Consider the following 22,280-nt stretch of genomic DNA (forward strand, 5'->3'; position numbering starts at 1 on the left):
ATATATCATAATTAGTGTACCATTTGTATTTTACAAAAAAAAGAATACGGAGTATGTTTCCGTATTCTTGCAAGTGCTAATTGGAAGACTGCTTTGCCTTGTATAATGCTTGATCCGCTAAATCGATAAGAACATCTAAACTTATACTGTGTTTTGGATAAATCGAAATTCCCATTGAGGCTGTAGGTGAAAAATGGCTACCTCTAATCAACCATCCGATTTGCAGATTTTCTTTAATCCTGTCCATAATGTGAACAAGTTGGACGGAGCGTTCTTTTTCGAAGATGGACAACCCAGTTAAAACAATGAGAAATTCGTCACCACCCAGCCTTATAACAAGGTCTTCATTTCGTACACTGCGAACGAGCGAATTCCCGAATTGAATTAAAAACTCATCCCCAACATCATGTCCGTATATATCATTTACTTCTTTAAAATTGTCTCCGTCAAGATATAAAATTGCCAGGCAAGTACCTGTCTCGTCTGCCTCCTTTTTAAGAAGCGGAAATTCCTTGTACAGTTTCCTGCGATTACCGAGCTGCGTCAAACTATCATGATACGCTAAATAAGTTAATTTATCTTCCAGTTCCTTGCGCTCGGTAATTTCTCTTGAAACCATGACAATTTCCGTAATTTCATGATGTGACAAAGCGAACGTTAGCGTATAATTCCCTTCCGTCCAAATCGTACTATTATCTTTTTTATACAAAAGCAATTCAATTTTTTGTTCTTGTATTACATCAACCGTTTCCGGGTTTAATGCTTCATGCCACAGTTTAACACTTTCCGGCTTCAGCAATCGATCGTACGGTAAACCGATAAGCTCTTCTTCCCGGTAGCCAAGTTTCCTTGAATAGGAAGGTGAAGCATATTTAATTTTGCCGTAGCGGTCTGTTACGACAATAAAATCATTTGTGTTTTCAGTAATGGCTCTGAAATTTCGTTCAATTATATATAGCTCTGACATTAATTGTTTTTCAGAAGAAATATTATATTGAACCATTAAAAACTGCTCCACTTCCCCTAGTTCATTTTTCAGGGGAATCATAGTAGAGTCCACCCAATATATCTCACCATTCTTTTTACGATTGCACACTTCCTCACGCCAGATTTCTTCTTTACTTACTTTTTGCCAAAAACTCATCGAAGCTGAATCGGATAAATACGTTGAGTGAAGAATATGATGCGGTTTACCAATTAATTCATCATGCGTATAGCCTGTATTTTCAATAACCCGCTCATTAATATCAATTATATTTCCATCTACATCTGTAAATATAACGTCAGCTAATGAATTAATCGCATTTTTGAACATTTCCAGACCGTGTGAAGCTGTGCGCAATGCCTGTCCTTGTTTAATAAATTCCGTAATTTCCTGCAATATGATAAATACCGCGATATTTTCACCATTGCTTGTCAGTGAGGAAAAAGAAGCAGTAAAACAACGCCGCTCATTATGTTTATCGATGAAAAACAGCATTTTCGATTGAACATTTTCTCCCAGCCGTGCCCGTTTTATATAACTTTTCAATTTTTTTGCCGTTTTTCTTTCTATAAAAGGCATGTCTAACATAGAGATCCCGGAAGCATCTTCCATTTGAATATTAAACTCTTCCAAAAATGTCGGATTTGCTTCAAGTAATTGCAGATCATTGGAAACTAATATCGTGGATAAAAATGAATTAGAAAATATGGAACGCATAAATAAATATTTATCTTCTAAATCAAGGCTCATCGATACTTCTTTCGTCATGGCCAAAATATAATTTTTCCCGTCTTGTATTACTGGAATAGTTGTCGTTCTTTGTTTTCGAACATTCATTTTTCCATAAGTAAAATCTTCAAATTCAACTTGTCTGTTTTGTTCGATTGTTAAATCATAATAGTGAATAATCGTCTTTGCTAAATGGGACGGGATTACCTGTTCGATCGTTTTGCCACAGGGATTCGTATTAATCAGATTTACTGCAGCATCGTTGACAAAAATATAACGATACTTTCCATTTATTTTTTCCATGAAGAATACAGCATCATTACTATTTTTGAATAACAAATTCAATAGATCCATTGAATAAATGGAACTCATCATCCTTGTCCCCCCACTATCTGATGTTTAAAGAAAGCTTTCTATTTTATCTTTCACAAAAAGTTTGCATTTCTCATATTGGATTTGCTCTTCTGCTAGTTGAAAATGCACCAATTGAATTTTTTCGTCTTGAAGGTCATATTCATAATCCCCAAGTACCGTTGCATTTCCGATCAGTGCCAATTCCCAGCTGTCACCGCAGTTCTTAACTTCACACTGAACAAAACCTCCGGGATTATAGACGGTTACTTTACTGTTTGTAATAAATCCTTCAATAGAAGCAATTAGGGCAGAGGCAGTCATTGCCGTACCACAGGCATTTGTAAAGCCTACGCCCCGTTCAAAAGTTCGGACGAATATTTCATCAGGAGATAACGGCTGGACATAGCTGACATTCACTCCATCCGGGCAATATTCATTTTCACTGTTCAAATAGGCAGCGAGCTGTTCTTGGTGTAACGTATTTTCCATATATTTATGATCAACAATTCCGATTAGATGCGGATTTGGTACAGATATCGCTGTAAAAGGAATATCCATTGAAAAAGCAGGAATAATTTCATGGCGCAATTGTTGTCTATTCTCTACCTTCATTGGCAATGATACTAATTCAAATGAAATGGGTGAGATTTCTACAGAATAGGTAGGTAGTAGTTCAAAAATGGATGCTTCTCGTTTTACTTTCAGACAGGCATGCATTGTTTCGATAACTGCTTCATCTACATTTAATTTTTCGCAAACATACCGCGCGACACAGCGTAACCCATTCCCGCACATCGAAGCTTCCGAGCCGTCCGCATTAATGACACGCATTTTTGCATCTGCAACAGAAGATGGGAGCACGATTAATAAGCCATCCGCTCCCCCATCATTGGAGTGATGACATAGCTGTTTCGCGATATTCACAAAATTAAATTGTTCATCATATAATGCTTCGTATAAATAAAATGTATTTCCAGAACCATGAACTTTCGTTAGTTGGATACTCATATTTTACGCCTCCGCGTTCTCTCTTATTTTATTATATTATACTTTTATAAAATTCATCTTGTCATTAATAGTTTTTATTTACGCATTATTCTGAATATATCGACTTTTAGCAGAAAAAAATGTTTTTTTCGAGCTTGAAAGTTGCGGCAAGAGAATATATTATAATAAACTGTAGATATATTTCTTATTTCGATATTGTTATTAATTGTCTAGGATAGAGCGAGACATACGAATTATGCATAATAGTTTAACGTCAAATTCTTTTAGGTAAGATCAAGCTCGAAATGACTACTGCCTTATGATAAAGAACCTTTTAGCATTAGAAGATTATTTGCACCATTTCTTTAACAACAGGCTCTACCATTTTCTTCTTAAAAGGAGGCGTTTCACATGTTAAAACAGAGAGAACTTCATGAAACAGCAGAATTATACGAATTATTACGTCATCCGTCTGTGTTTCCATTCGTACGTCAGAAAGCGACTTCAGCAGAAGAGTACTTATTTATGACTAAACAATTGATAGAAGAAGAACAAAACGGATTAACGATTTCACGTACAATTGTAGATGATTGGGGTGCTCCAATCGGAACAATCAGTATTTTTGATATCCAAGATGGCGCCGGCTTCTTAGGAACATGGATCGGCAAACCATATCAAGGCATCGGTTATAATCAGAAAGCGAAATTAGCGTTTTTAAACGAACTATTTTTCGACTATGATTTCCATACCGTTTTCTTACGCATCCGGGAAGAAAATGCACGCTCACAAGCAGCCGCGTTGAAATTACCTTATGTAGTAGATGCCGAGCAAACAAATCCGTCTCTTTACAATGAAATTAATCAAGGTGTTAATAAATTCCGTCTTTTTAAAATTCCTAAAGATCTGTTCTATTTAACAACTGCCAATACGCTCGAGCAAGCAGAAGAACAGGCAATGTAAAAAGGAAACTTGCATTTGTGACGTGAACATCATCTTTACGCTTATATGATAAAGGCGTCATAAATATTCCTGAAACGAAACAAGGGGCTACCTTAAAAGTATGAACTTTTAGGTAACCCCTTTTTATTGATTATTTTTCATATTGAGTAATTAAGGCAACCATTTCTTTCGGAGTTTTCGGATGTTCGACTTCGAGCATCTGATCAATCATTTCTTCCGCTTTCTGTTCAAGCATTTGAATTGCTTGCATGAATGATTCTTTTGTCAATTTTTCCTCGTCCAATACATGTGCAAAGCCTTGTTTTTTAAACAAGTTGGCATTTAATATCTGATCACCACGGCTTTTTGCTGCAGAAAGAGGAATGAGCAGCATCGGTTTATGCAACGCCAAAAATTCGAAAATCGAGTTTGAACCAGCACGCGATACAACAAAATCGGTTGCATACAGTAAATCCGGCAATTCTGTTGTCACATATTCAAACTGACAGTATCCTTGTAGATTTTCCAATTTTTTGTCGGCGTTCCCTTTACCGCACAAATGGATAATCTGATACTTCTCTAATAGTGATGACAAATTTTCACGAAGCGCATCATTAATAATAACGGAACCTAAGCTTCCACCCATGACAAGCAGTACTTTTTTTTCGGCTGTAAATCCACATAACGCCAATCCACGCTCACGATTTCCTTCAAATAGCTGCTGACGGATTATCGAACCAGTGCAAGTTGATTTGTCGTTCGGTAAATGTTTCATCGTTTCTTTGAAAACCGTAAAGATATGGGACGCGAATGGCAGTGAAATTTTATTCGCTAAGCCAGGTGTCACATCCGATTCATGGACAACAACCGGAATATTTGCCAATTTTGCTGCAATAACGACTGGCACTGAGACAAAGCCACCTTTAGAAAAAATTACAGTCGGCTTAATTTTTTTGATGATCGAAAATGCTTGTGTAACACCTGCCATCACTTTAAACGGATCTGTAAAATTCTGTACTGAAAAGTATCGGCGCAACTTTCCGCTCGAAATACTGTGATAAGGCAATGAAGGAAACGCATTTGTAATAAGCTCTTTTTCAATCCCGTCATGAGAGCCTATATAATGCACATTATACCCCGCTTCCTGCAATGAAGGGATAATCGCTTCATTTAATGATACGTGACCGGCCGTACCCCCGCCTGTTAAAATAATTGTTTTTTCGTTCATAAACTTCTCCTAACAAAGCAAATGTCATTGCATCTATTTTATGCAACAAGACATTTCAACATGCTTCGATATATATCTTATTTATTTGATGTAACATTTTATTTTCAATGTTTATTTTTACTACTCTTTTTATAGTTCCTTTTATATTATTTAATATTTGTTCCTGTTTTGTTATTCTAAAAAAATAATTTTACTGTTTATCACTTCTATTCATGCGAATTATACACCTTTTTTTATAAGGCTTTTAAAAGTATACCGTATATTGTAGCACATTTTGGCACTTTATAAAGCATTTCTCTAAAAATGGGTGTTTTCACATACAAAATTATAAGGCCAAAAGAAATAATAAATTTCGCTAAGAATATTTCTATTGTTTTAAGTATTCGCTTAATAATAAAATAATACCCGAAATAAAAAAACTACCCTCTTCATGTTGAAAAGGATAGTATCTTCATCAAATTACTTTTTTATAAATTGTTGCGTCCAGATATTACCGTCCTTCACATAGCCAACACCAATGTGAGTGAAGTCTTTATTTAAAATATTAGCGCGGTGACCTTCAGAGTTCATCCATGCCTGTACAACTTCTTCCGGTGTTCTTTGACCTTTGGCGATGTTTTCACCAGCTGATTTATAAGCAATGCCCAATGCTTTTAAGCGGTCAAACGGGCTGCCGAATGTTGGTGAAGTATGTGAGAAGTAATTTTTATCTTTCATATCCTGAGATTTTTCACGTGCCGCTGCCATTAATGGGCGGTCAATTTGTAGTGCACTTAAACCATTTTTAGCACGTTCTGCATTTGTTAATGCAACAACTTTTTCTTCAATCGCTAAAATTTGATCTGTAGCTGTCGATTCTTTTTGTTCTTGAACTGGAGCCTGTTCAGTTTTAGGTTGTGTTGAAGGTGTTTGTGACTGTGTTTCAGTCGTTGTTGGAGCAACAACGTTTGGATTTTCGTTGTTTACTACGTTTGTCGGCTCTTTTTCTACTTTCTTGTTAACCTCTTTAGAAGACTCTTTGCTGACATCTTCTGTTGAAGCCGGTTTTTTAACTGTATTTGTCGACACTTCCTGTTTAACGATTGCCCCTTTTTGAGGTGTCGTTTTTACAAGTTTAAAGTAATTATTAAGCTTTATTTTATAGTTATATGTTGATTGAACATGATTAGTTGTTGTTGATTTGCCCCCTTCAATTGCATTTGAGCTTGCATTAGCAACGGGTGCTTGAGTTGCAAAAAGTATTACTGCACAAAATGGTAGAACTAATTTTTTCATTTTGTACGCCTCCTTTCGTGATTTCATCGTAAATGAAAAAACGAAAAAAAAAGGCCTATAAATTGGTAAACTGTCCATCTACCAACTTATTAGCCTTAAAATCTTATATTTTACTCATAATTTGCGATAAATTTATCCAATTTCCTCAAACATTTCATCTGAAAAGCTATTGACATATTATGATAGTTAGATAATTTCCAGAGTGTTAATGTTCTCCCCAATGATGACTAAATTCGGTTCCATTTTAATATATTCCGGCAGCCATTGGACCATTCCGTAAGCATACTGGAACAGCATTGGATTTTTGATTCCCTCAATCGGAACATAGCCTTTCATACGATAAACGGTATCCGGTAATGAGCGAACCCAGTTTTCAAACTGTTCCTGTGTAAAGCTTGTATCAAATCGTATAAGTCGCGAGCCTAAATTGAAGCTTTCGCCAATACGTGCTGTCACAATATCATCTTTGGATACACGGGCAGTTGACTGGATATTTTGCAATAACTTTAATGGAACACGGCCATTTGTTGTTTGGAGGATGAATGCCTTTGCATTAAATCCTTGCAATTCATAGACAACTTGCGCTTGTTCCGATTCCGTTAGTAAGTCCGTTTTATTTGCCAGTAACAGATGCGCATGACGAATTTGTTCCATAAAAAGAGAACGTACTTGTGGAGTAAGGTTTGATCTGTCCAACCATAACCGACTGTCCGCCACCGTCACAATTCCTTTAATATTCAACTTATCCGCAAATAAAGGCGAATATACCGCATCCAGTGCTTCTACAGGGTGTGCAGCGCCTGTTGTTTCTATTATAAGGACATCAAATTCCTGATCGTGTAAAAGGGACTGGATTTGCGCTTCTGTTTTTTCTGCTCCACTGCAGCAAATACAGCCTTCCAACATTTCCTTCAATGGCACATCCTCTTCTACCGCCTGTGAATCAAATGGAAGCTTGCCTAATTCGTTCATAATAACAGCCGGCTTTAAATTGGCCTCCTTCAACTGGCGAATGACATCAGTTAACATGGACGTTTTGCCGCTCCCTAAAAATCCGCTAAATAAATATACATCCTTCATAAGTTCACTTCCTATAATAATGGGCTGGCAATAAAGTGTTTTTCACTTTTTACCAGCCCGCGTTTTTTTATTCGTTTGTCGTTTCTTCGGGTTTAATATCCAATAACTCTTTCGCCTTTAAGATTTGAGGATCTTCTGTTTTTAGCTTTTCGCTAATTGCATCCATTAAGGCATATGTTGTATCACCTGTTAAAATACCCGTAACTTCTAAATCATTATCTTGCTGATATGCTTTTAATGCAGCTTCAGTTGCTCCATCAAATTGTGTATCAACTTTACCTGGCTCATATCCCAATACTTCCAAAATACGTTCAGCAGTTTTGATGGAAGCATGATTTGCTTCTTTTTCATATTGCTGGCTCGGATCGATATAAGGTAAAGAAGCATAATCCGGGTAGTCAACTTTTACATCTGGTGCAATACCTTTTTCATTCACCCAATTGCCGTCTGGAGTTAACCATTTACCTGTTGTGAATTTTAAGTTTGCCCCATCTTCCATATAAATGATTTCCTGCATTGTCCCTTTACCAAAGGAATTCAATCCAACAATTTGGGCACCTGCAGATTCTTTTAGTGCACCTGCTAAAATTTCAGAAGCAGAAGCACTTCCTTCATCGATTAATACTGTTATCGGAAGATTATACTTAGAACGATTATCCGCAGTCACGATTTGAGGTTCTGCATCTCGTTCTTGAATTTGAACGATTGTTTTTCCTTCCTCAACAAACAAGTTTGAAATGTCGATTGCCGCCTTTAAATAGCCGCCTGGATTTTGACGAACATCTAAAACAATCCCTTTCATCCCTTGTTTTTCATATTCAATTAGCAACTTTTCCAGTTCTACTGCTGTGTTTTCACTGAAAGAAGTGATTTGGAAGTGTGCAATTCCTTCTTCATCAATATCGCCATAAACCGTTTCTACCGGGATATCATCACGCACGATCGTCATATCAAAGCTCTCAGCATCTCCGCGTTGAATTGTCAAAGTGACTTCAGAACCTTTTTCACCACGAATCAGTAACACAGCTTCTGTAGAGCTCATGCCTTTGACGCTTTTCCCGTCAACCGCCAATACCATATCTTTCGGTTGTAAACCGGCTTTTTCGGCAGGCGTATTTTTAATTGGAGAAACAATCATTATATAACCATTTCGTTCTTGAATTTCCGCACCAATTCCTTGAAAACTAGAAGACAGGCTTTCATTAAATGAACTTGCCTCATCTTTATTCATATAATCAGAATAAGGGTCTCCCAATGCATCAAACATCCCGTTGATTGCACCATATACCACTTCTTCTTCATTTATGTCTTCATAATATTTTTGCTGAAGTGCATCATACGCATCATATAGTTTTTTGAATTCCGCCCGTTCCAACGGTTCTTTAACTTCTACAACTTTGTTTTCACCGAATGTTAACGCAAAAATTGTTAAACCGGCTGTACATAAAATTGTCAGGAAAATGACCATTATAAATGCAAATGGTTTCATGCGTAAATATTTTCCTGCCGGTTTAGTAATTTGCTCTTCGTTTAAACCGTTTTGATCCTCATCTCTTTTTTGTTCATCCATTTCAATTTCACCACTCTCATTTTTACACTGTCTGATGTCACACTATACCAATAATATCAGTTTACAAGCGACTAGAAAAGGATAGACGTTAATTTTTTTATTTCGTTTCATGTTTAATAGAAAAAAGCAGCGATTTTCGCCATAACGCGGCATCGCTGCTTGATTTATTATTGAGTTTTAGCTTCATTTATAACTTCATTTGGTATATTGATCTCTTTTACTTCATCAAATTTCGAATAGACAATGTTCGCATCATTTTCAATTGTTGTTTCCTGGCCTTCGACATTTGTGATAATCTTGAGATTCATATCCATTTCTTTTATATCAAACGTATCTTTTGCAACGACAATATTATATTGTGAATCTTCAAAGGTCATGTTCTCCAGAATTTCACCATTAACCTCCATTGATTCACCTAAGCTTGCACCCATTTGTGAAACTATGAACTGTTTGAACTCATCCCCTTCAATGTTCAGTGTTAACAAATAATTCTCATCGTCCTGTTCAAAGCTGAAATCATCGATAAATTGCTCAAGCTGTTCAAGTTGTTCTGATGCATCTGCCTGTGCACCGGTTTGCGCTATTAATTGTTCATATTGCTCATCCGGCATTTTCAGCCATTCATTCGTATCGCCGTTTAACATGTAAAAGCCGTCTTCTTCGGTCATATACATTTCTATCGGCATATCCATTTTTTCATCGCCCATATCCATCTTAACGGTTCCTTTTGAATACATTGCCATCGGTTTTTGCTGTATATCCATTGCCAAGTTTGAATTGCTTGTAATTTCCATCGTTTGACCTTCCATAACGAAACTCGTCACCTGATCCATCGTTGTTTCAGCATGAACACTTTTCAAATTTTGCTGGCGTTGCATGGCATTCTCATATACTTGCTGTAATGTTAAATTGGCTTCGCTATCTGTACCTTCAACCGGTTCTGCTGTATCTCCGCAGCCTGCAACTAGTGCAATAGATAATGTAGACATCGCGAATAAGTATTGTTTTTTCAAATGATTTCAACCCTTCCTAGTTAAACTTCCCCTATCCATACCCTAATTTGGTGTATTAATATCTTTAATTTGGAAATAAGATTAAATGAATTTTATTATGAATTGAAAATATTGTATGGATAGAGGCATTTTTTTAGGAATGACGGATAAAATAAAAAGTGTCTACAGGCATAGACACTTTTTATTCTTCACCAATTTAATTTAATACCGTATTGTTCATTTAAGAACACATGCAATTCTTTGTAAGTGCAAAGGGCAATGCCGATGACAATTTCGTTTTCATTCATGTCTTTTTCGATTTTGAGGTTGTTATCAAAAATGTGAAAGTTCATCGGTAAAGCTCTAATATCCACACTAATGTTATGTGCGGCTTTGTTGCGCCAATAGTTCAGCAACCATAAGTTTTCGAACAATTTTTGTTCGATTAAGCCTAATGCATAAACAGAATATACTTTAGTGCTGTAATTAGAGCTCGCCATCGGGATATAAGTTGACTGATCCTTGAAGCTTCGTACTTTCGGCAGCTTTTCCTGAATCAATTGGTTAATGGCATTTTCACAAAACAGACTAACCGTGACAATATTCGCTAACGGATCCACTGTGCTTGAGATTCGATCAATAAATTTCTTTGCTACTTCCTGACTCATCCCCTCACTCCTTTTTACTTTTTTGGCCGTCATCTTATGTGCTTTAAAATTGTCGGTATCTCAGTTTGCCCACAACACAAATTCGATATGCCAAAGATTCGCTAAGAAAATTTTTTGAAATTTTTATACGCCCTTCGTTATGTACTAAAGAGCTTTATCGGTATACATAAAAAACACACCACTATTGTGTGATGTGCAAGAGTTATTCTGTATAAATTATTTCGTGTCATCTACATTCGTCTATTTCTTCAACAATTTAATCTGGCGTTCCATTCTTTTATCTGCTTTATGATCACGAACTATCAAAATTGCATGTATAACTGCCGGAATCCATATTAAAAAACATAGGAAAAAGTTGATTAATGCTTGTATTGGTTTTCCGCAAATTAATACAGCTAACGGTGGAAAGAAAATAGCTAATAAATACATCATGATGATCACCTGCTTAATAAAGTTTACTATTAGCATTAGTGTACCCATTAATTTGCCCAGTATTATAATCATTTTCCTATACTGAAATGATGTACGTTGCTTTTCAATTACCTTTATATAGAAAAAGTGCCTAACAAGTTTTCACCTGTTAGGCACTTATGAAATAACGTTATAAATTAACTTACAATGATTTGTTATTTTAGTCTTGAATTGCCGCTTCTAACGCAATAACCATCATGTCATTGAACGTAGTTTGACGTTCTTCTGAAGTTGTTACTTCACCTGTTAGGATGTGGTCAGATACTGTTAAAACTGTTAACGCCTGACGACCGAATTTCGCTGCTAATGTGTATAGTGCTGAAGTTTCCATTTCAACAGCTAATACGCCATATTGTGCTAATTTTTCGTTTTGCGCTTCGTCAGAATAGAACATATCCGCCGTGAAGATATTTCCTACACGTACGTTTAAGTTCGCTTCTTTTGCTGCATTATATGCTTTTAGTAATAAATCAAAGTCTGCAGTTGGTGCATAGTCGATTGTACCGCCGAAAATTACACGGTTTAAGTTTGAGTCTGTAGATGATGTTTGTGCAATAATAACGTCACGTACTTTCACGTCTTTTTGAATCGCACCACAAGTACCTACACGGATTAGTTTCTGTACACCGTATTCTTGCATTAATTCAGTCGCATAAATCGAAATAGATGGAACACCCATGCCTGTCCCTTGTACAGAAATGCGTTTTCCTTTATACGTGCCTGTGTAGCCAAGAATATTACGTACTTCGTTGTATTGTACAACATCTTCTAAAAATGTTTCGGCAATATATTTTGCACGTAATGGATCTCCTGGTAATAGTACAATTTCTGCAATTTCGCCTTTTTTGGCATTAATATGAACGCTCATCAAAAAACCTCTTTTCATCATAATTCTTCTAAATTGTAAACGTTTTCGTATAAACATTCAATCGTTAGACGTCTTGCTTCACAAAAAAATTTGCATAAAAAACAATATTTGGACAAAATAACGAAAATTTAACGAAGGGTGCATCATAATTTCACTATACCCCATCTTGTGTATTACATGCAAAACATCGCTTATATCAAAAATTTACTTTCATATAAATCCCATAATTGATCAAAAGCACCGATAGTCAAATATTCGTCGGATTGAAATTCAATATAATTCGTAAGTTCTTCAAAGCTATCGGACATTTTAGGAAAGGCGTGATCCAGAAACATGCTTTCAGCAAAACGTACCTTTTCATCCGACCATTCTCCCCCTCTGTAGGTTAGTGCAAAATGATAAAAAGATTTTTTCAAAATTTCCCCTCCTTTATATTTTTTCTCGATATATAGTGAAAATTTCCCATACATGTAGTAAAATAGTTAAATATATAATTTTCAGAAAGTGGTGAATTATTTGCGAAATAGCAAGAAAACTAAACCTATTAAAGAAAAACTAAGGAAAAACACTAGTAAACCGAAAGCCCTATTTCACTTCTTTCATCTCATACGAGGGAAAATTTTAATTGCTTTCACTATTTTAATGGCAATTATTATTTCTATGCAAATTTTATCGTATATTAATATAACAAACTTGGAAAAGAACTTGCGAGAATTTGCTGCAGAAAACTTAAAACAGCAGATGCATATTAATAATTTAGCCTCCGATATTGCAAAGCTATCAAGCCATGAGCAAACTTACTTAATTACAGGCGATGAAAAATTTCTTCAATTATATGAAGAGTCGAAGGAACGAATACATACAAACTTAACTTCTATTGAAACTTCATTTAAAAATCAGGATGAAGAACTGAAAATCTTAGGCTTAATACAACAGTTTTACACCAATTATTTATCTTTTTCTAAATCGACAATAGAAATCCGTCAAAAATATGGCTTTGAAAATGCTGCTAAACTTTTTGCGAATAGCGGAAGCCAAAATTTTAAAGGATATATTGATGAAAACACAGGGAAACTGATACAAATACTCGAACAGCGTAACGAAAAAACAATTTCGGAACTGGAACAATTTGCTTTCGCCTCTAAAATATCAATTTTTGCCTTATCAGGTTTTGCTGTAATTTTAACCATTTCATTAGGCTATATATTATCAAAATCGATTCGAAGAAATACAAAAAAGATCAATGAATCGATTTTAGAAATTGCACAGGCTGGCGGTGACTTAACACGTCGGGTAAATGTTAAAACGAAGGATGAATTTTCAATTATCGGAAATTCTACGAATATTCTAATCGAATCAATTTCAGCATTGGTAAAACGTGTTTCAAACCTTGCTGAGAATGTATCCGGGAGTTCACAGGAATTAATGGCACTCGCGGATGAAAACGCTCGAACAATTGATTTCATTGCTGATTCTACGATGAAAATTGCGAGCGACAGCAGTGACATTTTAAACAGTATTGGTAGTGCCGGCAATGAAATGCAAAAATTGGAACAATCGATGCACATATTAGACGAAAAAGCACGAGAGGTTCAGCAGGCTGCCTATGAAATGAAAGAAGCCGCATATCGAGGTAGCAAATCGGTCACCCATTCATCAATCGTCATGCTCGAAATTGAAGAAACAATGGCATCGACTTCGGATACGGTGGAAAAATTGGGGGAAAAATCGAAAGATATCACTTCTATTATAAGTACAATTACAGCGATTTCTGAACAAACAAATTTACTTGCATTAAATGCGGCGATTGAGGCTGCACGGGCCGGTGAACATGGAAGAGGATTTGCAGTTGTTGCAGCGGAAGTTCGAAAACTTGCCGAACAATCCCAAAAGGCTGCAAAGGAAGTATCAGCAATTGTAGGTTCGATTCAAACAGAGGTGAAGTCAATTATTGAACAAAACCACACGGGTGTTCAAAAAGTAATTCGTGGAGTAGAAGTGACAAATGAGACGACCGGTTCTTTACAAAATATATTAATGCAAACAGACAAAACTTCTGATATCTTAACACAGATGGTTGCTCAAATCGAACAAACATTAAATAATAGCCATGGTGTGACAACTTCATTTGTACATGTTGCCGCTATTGCGGATAATACTGCTGTCAATACAGAACGCAGTGCAGCTGCCGCATCCCAAGGTTCTGCTTCCATGGAAGAAATCAATGCATCCGCCGTTGAACTAGCTGCTCAAGCAGATCAGCTGCGAAGCGTAGTCAATGAATTCAAAATCTAATTGATAAATTAAACAGTAAAAAAAATACAACTCGCTTATGAAATTCCATAAGCGAGTTGCTTTTATTCAAACATTGATTTATATTCACCGTAGCCTTCTTTTTCAAGGTCTTCAACCGGAATAAAGCGCAATGCAGCTGAGTTGATGCAATAACGTAATCCGCCCAATTGTTGCGGACCATCAGGGAATACATGCCCTAAATGTGAATCAGCTGTTTTGCTGCGTACTTCGACACGACGCATACCGTGTGATGTATCAAAATGCTCGGTAACTTCAACTTGTTCAATCGGCTTTGAAAATGACGGCCAGCCACATCCAGCATCATATTTGTCTTTCGAGCTAAAAAGCGGCTTTCCTGACACGATATCCACATAGATACCATCTTCAAACACGTCATTGTATTCATTACGGAAGGGTGGTTCCGTACCTTGGTTTTGTGTAACATGATACTGCATCTCTGTTAACTCTTTTAATCGTTGTTCTTTATTCATTTATTTTGACCCCCAGTGTTTTTCAATAAATCCTGCACGTCCAGAACCAACCGAATAGCGTTCATAATGTGCCGGGTTCTTCTTATAGTAGTGCTGATGATAATCTTCTGCTGCGTAAAATGGCTTTGCTTCCAGAATTTTAACGGCAATTGGTGATTTGAATTTTCCGCTAGCATCCAGTTTTGACTTGGATAATTCGGCAATCTGCTTTTGAACATCATTATGGTAAAAAATCGCCGTTGTGTATGATTCGCCTCGATCATAAAATTGACCGCCCGCATCTGTAGGATCGATCAAGGTCCAATAAAGTTCAACCAGTTTTTCATACGGATAAATTTCCGGATCAAACGTAATTTGAACTGCCTCAAGATGGCCTGTTGTTTCACTGCATACTTGCTCGTATGTCGGGTTTTCAATATGCCCGCCAGTGTAACCGGAAATGACTTCTATAATACCGGGCTGTTGATCAAACGGCTTTACCATACACCAAAAGCAGCCCCCTGCAAATGTTGCTTGTTCATACGCCATTAAAATTACCTCCTGTTTTACTTCGTTTGGTTTGGAATAACTACTTCCAATTCTATTTTATCATTTGCTAAATCGATTTCCTTCGCACGCACCCTAGAACCACTTGCGATATTGATCCGTGACAGGTCCACATAAATTTCTTCGTCGTTTGGCTTCACCGTAATCCAATTAGGAAAATTAACCGCATCATCAATCATTTTCAGTACGGTTTTCGGAGGGATATTTACCTTGCCGACGTGGACAGCTTCTTGACTCAGAGTGATATTCCCGTTATTAACAACAGGAATGAAGTCCATCTGAATCGGCAAATCGATATTAAAGACAGTTAATGTACTGTATAAATAAATTTTATCGTCCACTGTCAGCTCTACCGGAACCGGTGACTGGTTCATAGCTTCCGATAAATATTGTTTTGCGATTGCTTCGAATTCTTTAGCTGTCGTTTCCACAGTCAATATATTACCCTCAATTTGGAGTGGCGGCTGTTCTGTTGCTTGTTCTACATCAGCAGTTATAAAATAGAGCAATGTGGCGAATGAAATGAGTACTGCTCCAGCCAATAATAAAAATGCGATTTTCCATTTATTCATCTTCTCACTCCTCAAATCCTAATAAACCGTCTGACATCTGCTCAATATCACATTGTTGCATTGATTCAATGATGCGTTTTGTCATACGATCATATCCCGTGCTATTCGGATGAAAGAAGTCTACATGATATACCATATCCTCATTTGATACAAATAAATCCTCTACAGAGACAAAACATGCATTTTCATCTGTTGCAGCAAGCTTTTCAATTTCATCATTCCACTCCGATATAATCGGATCGAAAGGTGTAATCTCATCTACTACGATCGAAAAAGGATTATAGAACCCAACTAATATAATCGGTACCTCAGGATTGACTCTACGAATTTCTACAATGACCTGCTCGTAACGTTTAGCGAATTTTGGTAATTCCTTATCAAACATAGACTTTTTCATTGAAAACAAATTCTTTTTTACAATTTTCATCACATCATTACCACCGAGCGTAATCGTAACTATATTTGATTTTTCTAGCTCTTCATCATAATGGCCACGCTTAAGTAAACTTAATAGTTGATCACTGCGTCTCCCATTTTTACCGCGATTATCAAGCTCAACTTCTTCTACCATCGGCCATTTTTCCAGCTCCTGCTGCAGACGAATCGTATAGCCATAATCTTGGGTTTCATCTCCAACACCCCTTGTGAGCGAATCACCTAATGCTAAATAAAAAACCGGTTGTGCATTTTCTTCCTTACGATCAGACCAGTCTAGTTGAAATACATCATTGATAATATCAAAAAAGCTCGTATTAATTGTTTCTTCGTTTTCGGTTTCTTTTTCTGATATAGACAAATCATTTTGTTCATCGGATGATTTGTCGGACTGTTGTGCTTCTTCTATTTGTGGGTCAATTGTAACGGAGCATGCGGACAAGAAAATGACAGCTAATGATGTGAGTAATAACCGCCACATGCAACTTCCCCCTTTTTACTTTGTTATTTCATTATAAAATATTTTCCTTATCTTTAGGAATGATATGCCTATAAAAATAGTGATATATCAGAAAATATTTTTTATTGCTTTACAAAAAAGGTAATTCTAAAGTTAAAAATCTTTAGAATTACCTTTTACCTATTCTGTATAATAAATAAAGCCGATTGCACCTTCACCCGTATGTGTACTAATAACCGGAGAAGTAAAGGCAACTTCCACTTGTCCTGTATACCCCGCTGCTTTTACTTGTTCGATTAGTGGATTCACTAGAGTATCCATTGAATTCGCATGTGAGATGCCGACACCTGCAACTTTTTTACCTTGAGTATCCTTTTCAAATTCACTCATCAAATATTTCACTACTTGCTTATAGCTGCGTGGTTTCGCACAAATCGTCACTTCCCCAATATCCAAGTGACCAATTGGCTTAATATTCAGTAAAGAACTAACAACTGCCTTACCTTTTCCGATTCGGCCGCCCTTTACCATATTTTCCAACGTATCCAATGCAACAAAAAGACGTGTGTTTTCACGTACACGATTCACTCCGGCAACAATTTCCTCCACTGTAGCCCCTGCATTACGTAAACGAATCGCTTCACGAAGCTGGAATGCCAATCCAAAAGCAATATAACGTGAATCAATTACAGTTACGTCAGAATCACTCATTTGAGAAGCCTGATTCGCTGACTGATATGTACCGCTCATACTGCCTGTCATATGGATTGATATAATTCTAGATCCATCTTTACCGAGCTCGTCATATAGTTCTTTAAATGCACCAGGAGACGGTTGAGAACTTTTCGGAAGTTCTTTTGCTGTTTTTAATAATTTAATAAATGTATCCGGTTGCAAATTTACGCGATCTGTATACGTTTTTTCATCAATTTGTACGGTTAGTGGTACTACATGAATTCCATGTTCCTGAATTTCCGCGTCTGTTAAATCGCAAGTTGAATCTGTTACGATATGAATTTGACTCAAAGAAAACACATCCTTTTTCTATCTTCCTTACTATTATAAAGAAATCATATTTGTTTACCAATATGACATTTGTCATTGAAGAATGACCCCGTTTATCACGATTTACATATGACATATAGCAGTATAACATCATGACAACCATCTATCACGAATATTTTGATTTAGAACTATACTAATATAAAGGAGCGTGATGACACATGCACAATTTTGACGCATTTGACTATAAAAACTGGAAAGAAGAACTTTGGAATGCCATAACTCATGGTATAGGCCTTGCCATCAGCATACCTATTTGCATCCTATTAATTATCCATTCAGCTGTAAACGGCACTGTGATACATATAACTTCCTACGCTATTTTTGGCTCTTCATTGATTTTGCTGTTTCTCATGTCGACATTATTACATAGTGTTCCGGAAAAATATAAACGGTTCTTTTCTATACTGGACCATTCTTCAATATATATCTTGATTGCTGGTACCTATACCCCATTTTTGCTTATAGCAATCGGAGGTGTGACAGGCATTGTCATGCTATGCATTATCTGGTTTATTGCAATACTAGGCGTTGTGTTCAAATGTCTGTTCATTCATCGATTCGAAAAATTATCGTTGGTCCTATATATTTTCATGGGGTGGCTTATCATTTTCGCCATTCGACCATTATATGAATTTTTGACGTTTGATGGTTTTATGCTGATGCTCATTGGGGGGCTGCTATTTACATTTGGCGCGATTTTTTACGCCTGGACACGCCTTCCGTACAATCATGCAATATGGCATTTGTTCGTTATCGCAGGCTGCGGATGCATGGTGGCTTGTATATATATCTACTTGATTTAAAAGAAAAGTACTTTGGGCATAATTCAAAAACGGCACTTTTCTCATGGAGAAAAGTGCCGTTTTTTCGCTATGCTTAAAATTGATTTCCATTTTGGGAAGCTTTCCGCGGGCACGGCCTGAGCCTGTAGTCTCAGGCTTCGTGCTGTTCCCGCAGGAGTCGCCCCACATTTCAATCAATTTTTTACTTCTGTCACAACGTCCTTCTTTTATAAATTTATTTTTCATAAATACAATACTGGAATGTATATCCTTCATCAGACTCGATTGGGTCGAGGCATGAGATTTGTTTCCAGTCATCGTATGACGGAAAATAAGTGTCCCCTTTAAAACTATGGTTGATGAATGTAATATATAACCGATCGGCAATGGCCATGGACTGTTCAAAAATTTGAGCACCACCAATGATCATCACTTCCGCTTCACCTTCAACAAGCACCAAAGCTTCTTCCAGACTACCTACTATTTCAATACCTTCTGCTGCAAAGTCTTTATTTCTTGTAATGACAATATTTCTACGTCCCGGTAACGGTCGGCCAATTGAATCATATGTTTTACGGCCCATAATCATCGGTTTTCCCATTGTCATTTCTTTAAAGTATTTCAAATCTCCCGGTAAATACCACGGCAAATCGTTTTGATAGCCAATAACCCGGTTTTCATCATGTGCAACGATTAATGAAATCATCGTAATCCCCCTTTATACCGCTATCGGTGCTTTAATTGACGGATGCGGATGATAGCCTTCCAGCGAAATATCTTCCATTTCAAAATCAAAGATCGATTGCTTTTCTAAATTAAGCTTTAAGGTCGGCAATTGCTTCGGTTCACGTGCAAGCTGTTCTTTTACCTGTTCAAGGTGGTTTGAATAAATATGTGTATCAGCCATACTGTGCACAAACTCGCCTACCTCCAAACCACATTCATGGGCAATTAAATGCGTCAGCAATGCATAGCTCGCAATATTAAAAGGTACACCTAGGAATGTATCCGCACTGCGCTGTGTCAGCATACAGCTCAATTTACCTTCTGCCACGTAAAACTGGAACATCGCGTGACATGGTGGTAATGCCGCTTTACTGCCTTTTCCTCCCGCATCGATTACATCTTCCGGATTCCAGGCATTCACGATAATTCGACGCGAATCCGGATTATGTTTAATTAAATCAATTGCATCTTGTAACTGATCGATTGATTCACCCTCTGAAGTTGTCCAATTGCGCCATTGTTTCCCGTAAACATTACCCAAATCCCCGTATTTTGAAGCAAATTCATCATCTTGCAGCACGCGTTCGCAAAATGTAGAAAGTTCTTTTTGATACTGTACATTAAATGCTTCATCAATAAGTGAACGTCGTCCAAAGTCGCTCATATCAGGTCCGCCATACTCTTCTGATTCTACCCATTTTTTAAATGCCCATTCGTCCCAAATATGGTTATTATTCTGAAGTAAATAGCGAATATTTGTATCCCCTTTTATAAACCATAGAAGTTCACTTGCTACAAGTTTGAATGGTACACGCTTAGTCGTTAAGAGCGGAAAACCTTCCTGTAAATTAAACCGCATCTGATAGCCGAAAACACTGCGTGTCCCTGTTCCTGTACGGTCAGATTTGTCGGTACCATTGTCCAAAATATATTGCAATAAATTTAAATATGTATGATCTGCATGTGTCATTGTTTTCACTCCTAAAGAATGTTCTTCGTATATTATATAGACTTATGTTGAGAAAAACACGCCAATCTGCAAAATCGCTCGAAAAGCCTACTTAGAGAATACTTACTGGTTCAAATAAAACACTATGTATAAAAAAATGTACAATAAAAGGCGCTACTCGTCTTTCGTCTGCTGAGTAGCGCCTTTAGTCAAATGTGTCTAAGTCATCGTATAGCTCAATCGTTTGCGTCAATTTTTATGTTGCCTCCCTAAGAATTGTTTTGTTGTTTTCCAGAATTTGAATCATTTGAAGTAAAATTTTTTCCTCAATTTTTTGAGTACCATTTACTTCTTTTGCAATAATTTTTGTTAACTCTAAAATTGTATTTACGTCGAGCTTATGTTTTTCCGCTAATTGGAATGCTCGCCCTAACTGACCGGTTATCATCGGCAGTCCTCCTTTTTACTATAGTATACAAATATTATACCTCGAGTTACATAAAAATTCACCTTTAAATTTTAAATTTTTTGTAAACAGATCAAAAAAATAAAGGGACACTTTTTTGTTGCATAGTAATAATATGATTAATTGTCGGATACTCTATTACCAACCTTAAATAAATAACTTTCACTGTATTTATTACGAAAACAGAACTATATATTTTCCTTGTTAATTCTCCGGATATTAATTCCTTTTTTAATTATTTTTATTTTCAAAAGGACAATTTTATTCGTATTTTGATACATTTTCTTTTACAAAAAAAAGAGTATAAACAAACAGTTACCGGGAAAAATACGAACAGAAATAGATACTTGAATTTCTTTCGTATGAGTATTTTGCATACAAAAGAACTTCTTATCTAAAATAAAGGAGATGTTTTACATGGGAACGTTATATAGAATTGCCCTTGTACTTGTAATTATTGGGGCAATTAACTGGGGACTTATTGGCTTTTTCAAATTTGATTTAGTCGCATCGTTATTTGGCGGTCAAACTGCCGGTTTATCACGAATTATTTACGCACTCGTAGGTCTAGCAGGTCTCGCTTGTATTCCATTGCTAATGAAAAACCTTGATGAAGAGGATACTGCAACCGTGACGCATACAAGAACTTCCAACAGACCGAACTATAACATGGAAGCAGGAAAAGAAGCAGATTTCTCGGAATATTCTAAGCAAAAAAATAAAGACAACAATAACGAGAAATAACTCAACAAATGCAAAAGACCAGGCTCTTTAAAGAGACCTGGTCTTTTGCATTTACCTGCATAGCCAGTATAAATTATTTATGAGTAGCCCTTCTCTCTGCATATTCTTTGCAATTTATAATAAACCCGTTATGATCTTTATCCATCCAAATATAGAGGTCCATAATATAATACTTAAGATCAAGCCATTAAATAAACCTAAAAAAAATCTGTTTTCCAAGATCACCACTCCCCTTAAGATAAAGGTTGGCAAATCGCGGTTTATTTAAGCTTTTAATCGTTTAGTTACTGTTGGTAATGGATGGAAATGAATATCCTAACAATTTGACTTGACTGCAGTTTGCTACGACAACCTTTTAAGCGGTGTTTTTTTCGGTCAAACAGAGTCCTCGTATGACAAGTAATACATTTCGAGCTCAATATGTTTTTTTGGGATTAATTACAAAAAGAATGTATAGTGGTAATAAGTATAAATATTTTTATTTTAATGGGGTGACGTTTTGAGTTTTTGGACTTGGGTAGCAATCATAATTGCATTAGTTAGTGGACTTTTTGCCGCCAATTCTGGAAAAAAGAAGACCGAAAAGTAGAAAAAGATCGATTC

At 36.5% G+C, this 22,280-nt stretch carries 23 protein-coding genes; 4 read left to right on the forward strand and 19 right to left on the reverse strand.

Translation table 11 applies throughout. From position 1 onward, the window contains the following. Positions 1–76 precede the first annotated feature (76 nt). Both MHB58_RS09740 and dapF read right to left on the reverse strand, forming a co-directional pair. Positions 77–2,086, reverse strand: a complete 2,010-nt coding sequence (locus MHB58_RS09740) for a PAS domain S-box protein (RefSeq protein WP_340735113.1) — start codon at positions 2,084–2,086, stop codon at positions 77–79. Positions 2,087–2,113: 27 nt separating this feature from the next. Further along, entirely contained in the window at positions 2,114–3,076 is a 963-nt protein-coding gene (gene dapF / locus MHB58_RS09745) for a diaminopimelate epimerase (RefSeq protein ID WP_340735114.1), read from the reverse strand. Between the two features lie 390 nt (positions 3,077–3,466). Between dapF and MHB58_RS09750 the strand changes: the two genes are divergently transcribed. After that, entirely contained in the window at positions 3,467–4,015 is a 549-nt protein-coding gene (locus tag MHB58_RS09750; RefSeq protein ID WP_008407274.1) for a GNAT family N-acetyltransferase, read from the forward strand. A 130-nt stretch (positions 4,016–4,145) separates the two neighbouring features. On the opposite strand, the gene MHB58_RS09755 is transcribed toward MHB58_RS09750, so the two are convergent. From MHB58_RS09755 to MHB58_RS09795, 9 genes are all read right to left on the reverse strand, one after another. Beyond that, positions 4,146–5,222, reverse strand: coding sequence for an undecaprenyldiphospho-muramoylpentapeptide beta-N-acetylglucosaminyltransferase (locus MHB58_RS09755; RefSeq protein WP_008407275.1), 1,077 nt, complete (start codon positions 5,220–5,222; stop codon positions 4,146–4,148). A 459-nt stretch (positions 5,223–5,681) separates the two neighbouring features. Beyond that, entirely contained in the window at positions 5,682–6,497 is an 816-nt protein-coding gene (locus MHB58_RS09760; protein ID WP_340735115.1) for a CAP domain-containing protein, read from the reverse strand. A 186-nt stretch (positions 6,498–6,683) separates the two neighbouring features. Next, positions 6,684–7,577: a CobW family GTP-binding protein gene (locus MHB58_RS09765; protein ID WP_065215935.1), complete on the reverse strand. Its 894-nt coding sequence runs from the start codon at positions 7,575–7,577 to the stop codon at positions 6,684–6,686. 67 nt (positions 7,578–7,644) lie between these two features. Next, positions 7,645–9,147 (reverse strand): lmo1851 family serine protease, encoded by a 1,503-nt coding sequence (locus tag MHB58_RS09770; protein ID WP_014823818.1) that lies wholly within the window; start codon positions 9,145–9,147, stop codon positions 7,645–7,647. A 167-nt stretch (positions 9,148–9,314) separates the two neighbouring features. Then, the gene (locus MHB58_RS09775) at positions 9,315–10,160 is read right to left on the reverse strand and encodes a DUF6612 family protein (RefSeq protein WP_340735116.1); all 846 of its coding nucleotides are present in this window, start codon (positions 10,158–10,160) and stop codon (positions 9,315–9,317) included. A 188-nt stretch (positions 10,161–10,348) separates the two neighbouring features. Further along, positions 10,349–10,807, reverse strand: coding sequence for a hypothetical protein (locus MHB58_RS09780; protein ID WP_008407284.1), 459 nt, complete (start codon positions 10,805–10,807; stop codon positions 10,349–10,351). A 240-nt stretch (positions 10,808–11,047) separates the two neighbouring features. Continuing rightward, positions 11,048–11,275, reverse strand: coding sequence for a YqaE/Pmp3 family membrane protein (locus MHB58_RS09785; protein WP_430290086.1), 228 nt, complete (start codon positions 11,273–11,275; stop codon positions 11,048–11,050). 163 nt (positions 11,276–11,438) lie between these two features. Continuing rightward, a complete protein-coding gene (gene deoD, locus MHB58_RS09790) occupies positions 11,439–12,146 on the reverse strand; it encodes a purine-nucleoside phosphorylase (protein ID WP_008407287.1) in 708 nt (235 codons plus the stop codon). 191 nt (positions 12,147–12,337) lie between these two features. Continuing rightward, positions 12,338–12,562, reverse strand: a complete 225-nt coding sequence (locus MHB58_RS09795; RefSeq protein ID WP_340735117.1) for a YozE family protein — start codon at positions 12,560–12,562, stop codon at positions 12,338–12,340. Between the two features lie 91 nt (positions 12,563–12,653). Here MHB58_RS09795 and MHB58_RS09800 point away from each other — a divergent pair, with 91 nt between their 5' ends. Further along, a complete protein-coding gene (locus MHB58_RS09800) occupies positions 12,654–14,441 on the forward strand; it encodes a methyl-accepting chemotaxis protein (RefSeq protein WP_065215931.1) in 1,788 nt (595 codons plus the stop codon). 62 nt (positions 14,442–14,503) lie between these two features. Here the strand turns inward: MHB58_RS09800 and msrB are convergent, their stop codons facing one another. The 5 genes from msrB to MHB58_RS09825 all read right to left on the reverse strand — a co-directional run bounded on the left by msrB (position 14,504) and on the right by MHB58_RS09825 (position 17,971). Next, a complete protein-coding gene (gene msrB, locus MHB58_RS09805) occupies positions 14,504–14,932 on the reverse strand; it encodes a peptide-methionine (R)-S-oxide reductase MsrB (RefSeq protein WP_014823816.1) in 429 nt (142 codons plus the stop codon). Beyond that, on the reverse strand, positions 14,933–15,460 hold the full coding sequence (msrA, locus tag MHB58_RS09810) for a peptide-methionine (S)-S-oxide reductase MsrA (RefSeq protein WP_065215930.1): 528 nt from the start codon (positions 15,458–15,460) through the stop codon (positions 14,933–14,935). It lies immediately after the preceding gene. Between the two features lie 17 nt (positions 15,461–15,477). Then, a complete protein-coding gene (locus MHB58_RS09815; protein WP_008407297.1) occupies positions 15,478–16,050 on the reverse strand; it encodes a YpmS family protein in 573 nt (190 codons plus the stop codon). 4 nt (positions 16,051–16,054) lie between these two features. Further along, positions 16,055–16,966, reverse strand: a complete 912-nt coding sequence (locus tag MHB58_RS09820; protein ID WP_340735118.1) for a GDSL-type esterase/lipase family protein — start codon at positions 16,964–16,966, stop codon at positions 16,055–16,057. Between the two features lie 159 nt (positions 16,967–17,125). Continuing rightward, complete coding sequence (locus MHB58_RS09825; protein WP_014823813.1) at positions 17,126–17,971, reverse strand: DegV family protein; 846 nt, start codon at positions 17,969–17,971, stop codon at positions 17,126–17,128. A gap of 197 nt (positions 17,972–18,168) precedes the next feature. Here MHB58_RS09825 and trhA point away from each other — a divergent pair, with 197 nt between their 5' ends. Then, entirely contained in the window at positions 18,169–18,813 is a 645-nt protein-coding gene (gene trhA / locus MHB58_RS09830) for a PAQR family membrane homeostasis protein TrhA (RefSeq protein WP_340735119.1), read from the forward strand. A 214-nt stretch (positions 18,814–19,027) separates the two neighbouring features. Here the strand turns inward: trhA and MHB58_RS09835 are convergent, their stop codons facing one another. From MHB58_RS09835 to MHB58_RS09845, 3 genes are all read right to left on the reverse strand, one after another. Next, positions 19,028–19,498 (reverse strand): dihydrofolate reductase, encoded by a 471-nt coding sequence (locus MHB58_RS09835; RefSeq protein WP_014823812.1) that lies wholly within the window; start codon positions 19,496–19,498, stop codon positions 19,028–19,030. Between the two features lie 12 nt (positions 19,499–19,510). Next, the gene (locus tag MHB58_RS09840; RefSeq protein ID WP_014823811.1) at positions 19,511–20,488 is read right to left on the reverse strand and encodes a thymidylate synthase; all 978 of its coding nucleotides are present in this window, start codon (positions 20,486–20,488) and stop codon (positions 19,511–19,513) included. 235 nt (positions 20,489–20,723) lie between these two features. Further along, positions 20,724–20,915, reverse strand: coding sequence for a hypothetical protein (locus MHB58_RS09845; RefSeq protein ID WP_008407303.1), 192 nt, complete (start codon positions 20,913–20,915; stop codon positions 20,724–20,726). A gap of 435 nt (positions 20,916–21,350) precedes the next feature. Between MHB58_RS09845 and MHB58_RS09850 the strand changes: the two genes are divergently transcribed. After that, positions 21,351–21,677, forward strand: a complete 327-nt coding sequence (locus MHB58_RS09850) for a DUF378 domain-containing protein (protein WP_008403624.1) — start codon at positions 21,351–21,353, stop codon at positions 21,675–21,677. Positions 21,678–22,280: the final 603 nt, after the last annotated feature.

The organism is Solibacillus sp. FSL K6-1554, from assembly GCF_038005185.1.
Classification (GTDB): domain Bacteria; phylum Bacillota; class Bacilli; order Bacillales_A; family Planococcaceae; genus Solibacillus; species Solibacillus silvestris.